This window comes from Microcystis sp. M53603_WE2 (assembly GCF_030065435.1).
The window spans coordinates 1-5,046 of the sequence record NZ_JASJFF010000126.1; the positions used below are offsets into that span (position 1 = coordinate 1).

Annotated in this window: 6 protein-coding genes and 1 pseudogene; 3 read left to right on the forward strand and 4 right to left on the reverse strand. The window is 42.9% G+C overall.

Features of this window, described 5'->3' with window-relative positions:
- The 3 genes and pseudogenes from purH to vapC all read left to right on the forward strand — a co-directional run.
- Positions 1 to 670, forward strand: a pseudogene (gene purH, locus PX481_RS02975) (bifunctional phosphoribosylaminoimidazolecarboxamide formyltransferase/IMP cyclohydrolase); the annotation flags it as partial.
- A gap of 646 nt (positions 671 to 1,316) precedes the next feature.
- Complete coding sequence (locus PX481_RS02980; protein ID WP_041804466.1) at positions 1,317 to 1,529, forward strand: type II toxin-antitoxin system VapB family antitoxin; 213 nt, start codon at positions 1,317 to 1,319, stop codon at positions 1,527 to 1,529.
- The gene (gene vapC, locus PX481_RS02985; protein ID WP_002785628.1) at positions 1,516 to 1,914 is read left to right on the forward strand and encodes a type II toxin-antitoxin system VapC family toxin; all 399 of its coding nucleotides are present in this window, start codon (positions 1,516 to 1,518) and stop codon (positions 1,912 to 1,914) included. The genes PX481_RS02980 and vapC overlap by 14 nt, the downstream gene beginning before the upstream one ends.
- A gap of 249 nt (positions 1,915 to 2,163) precedes the next feature.
- On the opposite strand, the gene PX481_RS02990 is transcribed toward vapC, so the two are convergent.
- From PX481_RS02990 to PX481_RS03005, 4 genes are all read right to left on the reverse strand, one after another.
- Entirely contained in the window at positions 2,164 to 2,505 is a 342-nt protein-coding gene (locus PX481_RS02990; protein WP_043996813.1) for a type II toxin-antitoxin system PemK/MazF family toxin, read from the reverse strand.
- Positions 2,505 to 2,750: a hypothetical protein gene (locus PX481_RS02995; protein WP_002739747.1), complete on the reverse strand. Its 246-nt coding sequence runs from the start codon at positions 2,748 to 2,750 to the stop codon at positions 2,505 to 2,507. Before PX481_RS02995 ends, PX481_RS02990 begins: the two co-directional genes overlap by 1 nt.
- Before the next feature lie 76 nt (positions 2,751 to 2,826).
- Positions 2,827 to 4,089 carry an NAD(P)/FAD-dependent oxidoreductase gene (locus tag PX481_RS03000; RefSeq protein WP_288093602.1) on the reverse strand — a complete coding sequence of 421 codons (1,263 nt, stop codon included), beginning with the start codon at positions 4,087 to 4,089 and terminating at the stop codon, positions 2,827 to 2,829.
- Entirely contained in the window at positions 4,086 to 5,045 is a 960-nt protein-coding gene (locus PX481_RS03005; protein WP_002758639.1) for a hypothetical protein, read from the reverse strand. The genes PX481_RS03000 and PX481_RS03005 overlap by 4 nt, the downstream gene beginning before the upstream one ends.
- Between the last annotated feature and the right edge of the window lies 1 nt (position 5,046).

Genomic DNA, 5,046 nt, shown 5'->3' on the forward strand with positions numbered 1-5,046 from the left:
AGCTTATACTAAAGCTTTTAACGCCGATGCTATCTCGGCTTTTGGGGGTATTGTTGCCCTAAATCAAGCCATAGACGAAGCAACCGCTAAAGAATTAACGAAAACCTTCCTAGAATGCGTGGTTGCCCCCGATTGTAGCCCCGAAGCCCGGGATATCCTTGCTAAAAAGTCAAAAGTGCGGATTTTATTGCTGCCGGACTTAACCACGGGAGAAAAACAAACAGTAAAAGTTATCGCTGGCGGTTTTCTAGTACAAGCGGCCGATGACGTGGTAGAAACCCCGGATGAGTGGCGAGTGGTGACAGAAAAACAACCTACCCCCGCACAATTAGCGGAATTGCTGTTTGCTTGGAAGGTATCTAAGCACGTTAAATCTAACGCTATTGTAGTGACAAAAAATCAAACTACTTTAGGCGTTGGTGCGGGGCAAATGAATCGCGTTGGTTCGGTGAAAATTGCCCTTGAACAAGCAGCAGAAGCGGCTAAAGGTGGCTATTTAGCTAGTGATGGTTTTTTCCCCTTTGATGATTCTGTTCGCACGGCAGCCCAGTTTGGTATCGAGGCAATTGTTCAACCCGGAGGTTCTTTAAAAGATCAGGATTCGATTAATGCCGCTAATGAGTTAGGTTTAATTATGGTCTTAACAGGCATTCGTCATTTCTTGCATTAATACAAAGTTAGGGTGTGTTATTGCTTAAATTAACGCACCCCAACCAGTTATTAATTATCGGTTAATTTCCCCTATTCAATGGTCTTAAATTCGCCAAAAGCGCGAGGATGGTCAGCTTTTTGGGAACTAAGAAAATAGCACTATGTCTGGCTATTTATTCAGGTCATTTCCTCAAATACTTTGGACAAAAATTGACCAGACTTGGCGATCAATGTTTCCTCTCCAACTATTAAGAGTGTCAAAATAATAGTGAAGTTTTGTGACAAAGTGCAGTCAGATCTAAGAGTCTTTGCTAGAATCCTAGAAAGCTTCTGTGATCAGTCTCCTTAAAGTAGATTGTTTGCAGTAAACTAATCTGGCTAACACGCTTTTGGGCGTAATATAGGGAAAGTGCGATCGCCGAGCTTGTAGGGTGCGTTCCCTAATCTGGATCCTACTGCTCCACCGATCGATTTTTGGGAACGCACCATGCCCATAGATTGAAGTTGTGAGTTTAAGTGTGATGCCGAAGGCACTACGCCATTGCCGTATGTAGCTTAAAGCTTGAGAGCCAACTAACAAAAATATGCCCAGAGGTGGGTTAGTCATCTATCGGATTAAAATGTAAAGAGAATAATCACCTATACTTCAATCTAATATCCATCCTATGCAAATTACCCTCAACCTTGATGAATCGCTTCTCAAGGAAGCCTTTCAACTGACTAACCTCACCACCCAAGAGGAACTAATGAATCTTGCTCTACAAGAATTCGTAAGATCCCGTCGTAAGAAAAACCTTCTCGACCTTGCCGGACAAATTCAATTTGCTCCAGATTTTGATTATAAAGCCCTACGTGAAACTCGTCATGTTGCTGATTGACACATCTGTGTGGATCAGCGTCTTCCGCGATCGCAGTGGTCAAGTTCGCCAGCAACTGGAAACGTTAATTGCAAATCGTGAGATTTTACTCACCCGCTTTACCCAGCTTGAACTGCTTCAAGGGAGCTTAAACGAGCAAGAGTGGACAATCCTCTCTACTTACCTCGAAGTGCAGGATTATGTTGAACTCAGGCCTTCTTCCTGGCAAGCGGCTGCACGTATTTACTATGATCTGCGTCGTCAAGGATTGACTGTTCGCAGCCCAATTGATTGCTGTATTGCTCAAGCGGCACTGGAAAATGATCTGCTTCTGATTCACAACGACCGTGATTTTGAAACCATTGCTCAAGTGCGATCTCTTCAAAATCTCCGTTTTCAGCCCTAGGGTGCGTTCCCTAATGGGGGTCCTACTGCTCCACCGATCGATTTTTGGGAACGCACCATGCCCATTGATTGAAGCTGTGAGTTTAGTTGCGATGCCGAAGGCACTGGTTGGTCTATCGGCGCGTTACGAGGGCAAGCTTAATCGTAATCAAATTCAGAATGGTACAGTCACACGAAGGTGGCATTGGAACAGTGGAAGAATGCAAACTAAAACCTGGGCTTGGAGCGCAAATTGGTGAAACTATCTTCATTACAGTCCCATTAAGATTCTCAGTCTGTCTTCAACCAATGCCAGGGTTTCTGAGGATACAGTTCCCCATCGCTTCTCAAGTCGTTCTACTGAGATTGATCTTACGTCCTCGCACTTGATAAAACTTGGCATTTTCACTCCTCCCTCTGGGGGTTCCACTTTTAGGTGAAAAGGGATTCCTTTGTCTTTAGAAGTTACTGGCAAAACAACAACTAAGCCAGATGCACCCTGATTAAACAGGTCTGCTGAAATCACTAAACATGGACGCTTACCAGCCTGTTCATGCCCCCTTACTGGATTAAGGTCTGCTAGCCATATTTCTCCTCTGGTAATTTCTGCCACTACCCTTCTACTCCATCAGCGAGAGTTTGCTCCCATGTCTGCCTTTCAGAAATTTCCTCTTGCCATAAAGTCTCATTCTTCCTTAAGGCGGCGAAGGCTTCATTCGCTTGAACTAGAAAAACATATCTGCGATAATTTTCGATGGCTTTGTCTAATACTGTTGGGAGAGTATCCCCAGAGGAGTCAACGAGTGCTAACAGCGTTTTGTGAGCAGCCTCACTAATGCTAATTTTTAATTCAGGCATACTTTTCTCTCGTAGCTTGTGTAGGGCTATTGTAGCCAATTGTGTAAGGACTAACAACCTGGTTGGAACTGATTATTTATTCTCCCTTTTGCCTTTTTCCTCTCCTGATATGTAGCCTATACTCAACGGATTTAGTATTAGATAACACCTGTGAATAACGGAGTCGGAGAAGAATTTTTTTTGCCCAATGTTGAAACACTTTCAATTGATGGCGTTTGCTGGGTAAACGCAGTATATAGACAAATCGACGCATTATATCGGCTAATCTACCACTAATATTAAGGCCAAAACTGGAGACAAGGGCTGATTGTTTACCCAAGGTTAACATATCACCTAAATGGAGATAATAATAGGGTTTGAGCGATTTTTTTCTGATCACTGCCGAGATATTTTTGGCTACTACACTGGCTGCTTGATAGGCTGCCTGTGCTGTGGCAGGAATTACCTGTTTACTCGGATAAATTTCGGCTAGATCCCCAAGGGCAAAAACTTCGGGATAGTCGATTAATTGTAAACTGGAACGGGTTAATAATTTGCCTTGTGCTGTTTTCTGACAATCTAAATTATTGATCCAATCTTGTGCTTGGGTTCCTGCTGTCCACAATAATAAATCAATGGGGATAACTTCATTTGTATTATCTTTAAATACGGTTATGGAATTAGCGGTAACTTCCTTTAATCCCGTGTTTAAATAGAGACTAACATTCTTGGCTAAAAGGGAACGATAGGAAGCAATACGCACCGATTTAGGGAAGTTTTGCAGTATTTCCTCGTTCCTTTCCACTAGATGAACTTGGCCTTTTTTTCCTAAGCGATCAGCTACCTTACAGGCTAATTCTACCCCATTGGGACCGCCGCCAATAATTGCTAAATTAATTGAGGATTTTCCTTGAGTTTCTAATTCATGAATTGCCGTTTGTAATTTTTCCACATCCTCTAAACTCCGAAAAGTCAGCCCATAATCGGCTAACCCCGGTATAGCCGGCCAACGATTCCGCACTCCCACCGCTAAAACGAGGTAATCATAATCTATAACTTCCTCATTTTCTAAATATACTCGATGATTGTTTAAGTCAATATTACTGGCTTTTTGAGTTTTTAAATTAACCTTAGTTCCTGTTAATAATTGACGGTAGGAGGGGGCAATTTCCCAGCGTTGCAATTCTCCTGTAATTAGTTCATAGAGAAGGGGAGTAAAGAGAAAATGGTCTTTCGGTTCGACTAAAGTTATTTGCCATTGACATGATTTTACTGCTGTTAATCGACTCAGATCGAGTGCCGTGTATAACCCGCCAAAACCACCTCCCAGAATGCAAATCTTAGTTATAGGTTTATTCATGGATTTTTATTCTCAGTTGTGTTTAAGATGGGTTTCAGTTCCGAAACTAATTGTTCTGAACGAATAATTCTCGCCGGGGGCAAAAGATGATAGTGAGTGTCAGCAAAAATAGTAGAATCGGTCTTAATATTCAAGTCTTTTGGGTCATAAATTGTTGGCACAACCCGACTTAATTCTTCGGCAGATTTGCGAATATTAGCAACGGTTTTACCATCATTTTTGGCATAAACCCAGGGCAAAGAAACCACTAAAGTCGCCCCTTTTGCTTCTAAATCTTTCTTGAGTTTTTCAATAGCTTTAATCGAGTGAGGAGAAGCAGCAGTATCAAAGGTCATTTGCCACCATTTCCCCGTTCTTTCCTTAACTATAGTCGGATCACCTGTATTAGTCATTGGATCGGAAAGATAACCCGTCATTCTGCCTTTGGTGAATAAATCAACCGTGGATTTAGTAACTGGACGCATCCCCGGAATACCTAATAACCAAGTATCCTCGATCATGGTTTTTAAAGGTATCCCACCTAACCCTGGTTTGCCAATAGCGACGCTAAAAGGAGCCGATCCCCAAAGTCCTTCGCCGCGATTAAAACCGTCCTCATCCATGAGCATGAGATATTCGGGAATCAGCAGAATTACGTCTCCTTGGCGCGCTTTTTCGAGAATCATAGCGGCAATGACATTTAAGCCGATATCCCCCTGTAAACCGAAGTTAACCACGGGAATTCCCAATTCTTTGGCCATTAATTCCGAATTTATGCTATAATGCGCCCCCGATCCCGCCGTGACGATTAAACGCCGCGGTCCTTCGACCTTGGCTGCGATCGCTGATTTTTCCTCGTACATCATCCGCAACCAGCTTAATTCGCCGCCGTAGATGACATTATAAACAAAGCCGAGGGACCAAGCGACTCCCAGAGAGGCTAACCAGGGGAAAGGGTTAAAGGATTTAGTATTCATC

Excerpts from the sequence above, each read along its gene's own strand:
- vapC (WP_002785628.1), top strand. The coding sequence starts at position 1,516 with ATGTTGCTGATTGACACATCTGTGTGGATCAGCGTCTTCCGCGATCGC.
- PX481_RS02980 (WP_041804466.1), top strand. The coding sequence starts at position 1,317 with ATGCAAATTACCCTCAACCTTGATGAATCGCTTCTCAAGGAAGCCTTT.
- PX481_RS03005 (WP_002758639.1), bottom strand. The coding sequence starts at position 5,045 with ATGAATACTAAATCCTTTAACCCTTTCCCCTGGTTAGCCTCTCTGGGA.
- PX481_RS03000 (WP_288093602.1), bottom strand. The coding sequence starts at position 4,089 with ATGAATAAACCTATAACTAAGATTTGCATTCTGGGAGGTGGTTTTGGC.
- PX481_RS02995 (WP_002739747.1), bottom strand. The coding sequence starts at position 2,750 with ATGCCTGAATTAAAAATTAGCATTAGTGAGGCTGCTCACAAAACGCTG.